This window comes from Bacillota bacterium (assembly GCA_040754675.1).
Lineage (GTDB): Bacteria > Bacillota > Limnochordia > Limnochordales > Geochordaceae > Geochorda.
Genome location: JBFMCJ010000760.1, coordinates 1 through 1,632, shown reverse-complemented (window position 1 = coordinate 1,632; position 1,632 = coordinate 1). Strand labels below are relative to the sequence as shown.

Below are 1,632 nucleotides of genomic sequence, written 5' to 3'. Positions count from 1 at the left end.
CCCCTGCTTGGCCATTGAGCTGCAGGAGATGCCCGTCGCGGCACCTCCGGCCCCGACCTCCCGTCTCCGCCCTCCATGGCGTCGCTGACGGCCGCCGCCAGGAACAGGGGCGCGGCGTTGACCAGTTCGTGGCCGATGGCCACCAGCTCCACCGCGACCTCGTTGCCGGAACGGCTGTACCACAGCCCCTCCGGCCGATCCAGCCGGCCGTTGACCCGGCGGACGATGAGCCGCCGGGCCGCCCTTCGGCGCGCTTCCCCGCCCATGGGAGCCAGTTCGCCCATGCTACGGTCCCCCCAACCCACAGCACCTTGAACCAGCGCGTGCTCGCGCTCGTAGACGCTTCTACCTGCCTCTCCACTGGAACTCGCCGTATGATGCGCTTCAGTCACCCCCCCACCCACGAGCTCGGCCGCAGCGCCTTCCGGTCGCCGGACACTCCGTCCACTGACACCTGCACGAACCGCTCGATGCCCGCCTCCCTGGCTGCGTCGGCGACACGCGGGCGCTGTCGACGTTGGGTCGGATGAAAGGCGCGGCGTCGACGATGCTGCGGCTCACGTCCGACTCCTGTGGCCCTCACGACTTGCGACCGGCATGCAACTCTCTTACATGTTGGCCGCCGTCCCGCGGATGACCCCGGAGCGCTCCTCTTTCAGGTATCTCGCCAGCCAGACCAGGTACGGGCTGGGCTTGCGGACCTTCCCGTCATGCATGCCGTGCCCGGTCAGCAAAAGCCGCCGCCGCGCCCGCGTCAACGCCACGTAAAACAAGCGTCGCTCCTCGATCTCCCGCCCCTCCCTGATCGACGGGTAGCTGGGAAACTCGTGCTCGGAAAGCCCCGCCACAACCACCACGTCAAACTCAAGCCCTTTGGCCTGGTGGACGGTCAAGACCCGTACCCGTCCATTGTCCGGGCTGAGCCTGTCGACGTTCTTTGCCATCGCCGCGAAGTTGAGGAGGTCTTCCAGCGACGACAGCGGGTCAGGCGACGGCAGCTGCCCGCCCGAGCCCTGAGTTGCCCCGCCGCCCGCCTTCGCCACGTCCTCCCCGCCTGCAAACAGCCTGTCCTTTTCGGCGAAGATTCGCCGAAGCTCGTCCAGGTTGGCGGCCCGTTTGGGCTCCCGCTCGTAGTAGGGGCCAAGCCCGGAACGGCGCAACACCTCGTCCAACAGGGCGGGCGGCCGCAGGACCGTCACCACACCCCTCAGCGCCTCGATCTCCCCCGCAAGCGGCTCAAACGCCTTGCGCGCCTCCTGCACGACCGCTCGTCGAACTGCGCCATCCCGTTCCACCAGCGGCAGCAGCCTTGCAAGCAACTCGCCCGTCGCTTCCGCGTCGTCCGCCGCCCTGTGCCCCGTGCCCGCTACCACCCCGAACCTCTCACACAACCCTTCCAGCGTGAGGTCATCACCGCCGACAAAGCGCCGGGCCATCTCGTACGTATCGGCTACCCGGCCGAACTCCAGCGCCACGCCCACCCGCCTCGCGTGCGCCGCGATCATCCGCCGGTCAAACCCCACGTTGTGCCCGACCACCACCGCGCCCGCCACGAAGCGCGTGAACTCCTCAAACGCCTGCCTCGCCGGCACCCCCTCCCGAGCCAGCCGCGCATCGGACAGCCCGTGCACC

Annotated in this window: 2 protein-coding genes; both read right to left on the bottom strand. The window is 69.0% G+C overall.

From position 1 onward, the window contains the following. Positions 1-284 (bottom strand): hypothetical protein (locus AB1609_23330; protein ID MEW6049367.1); only part of this gene is annotated, 284 nt, incomplete at its 3' end. Positions 285-608: 324 nt separating this feature from the next. After that, the coding region (locus tag AB1609_23325; protein ID MEW6049366.1) for a 3'-5' exonuclease at positions 609-1,632 on the bottom strand (1,024 nt) is incomplete at its 5' end.